Annotated in this window: 1 protein-coding gene; it reads left to right on the top strand. The window is 30.2% G+C overall.

Going from position 1 to position 291, the window contains the following annotated elements; genetic code table 11:
* Window positions 1-130 precede the first annotated feature (130 nt).
* Window positions 131-291: Bdr family repetitive protein (gene bdr, locus U881_RS13085; protein ID WP_235048179.1), on the top strand; the 161-nt coding region annotated here is incomplete at its 3' end.

Here is a 291-nt window from a genome sequence, read left to right as displayed (position 1 = left end):
TAAGCTCAAATTTACATTAATCCGAAACACGATTTTAACTATCAACACCAGCTAAGTTTTTACTACACTCTTTCACAATGACCATTTTTACATCTCAATAAATAGTGTATAATATTATGAGGAGATCTTTATGGAAGAATTGGCATATCCAATCATAACTCAAAAAATGGTACTTTCTGAGCTCGTTAAAGCTGGTATTGATAAAGATGTAGCTAAAGATTTGTCTTTTAGATATTACAGAAACGAACTCACTCACAAAGATATCGAATATCTCAAAGAAAACTTCGATAT

Source organism: Borrelia persica No12 (assembly GCF_000500045.1).
Taxonomy (GTDB): Bacteria; Spirochaetota; Spirochaetia; order Borreliales; family Borreliaceae; genus Borrelia; species Borrelia persica.
The sequence above is the reverse complement of the archived record's forward strand: the minus strand, read 5'-3'. Positions and strand labels throughout refer to the sequence as shown.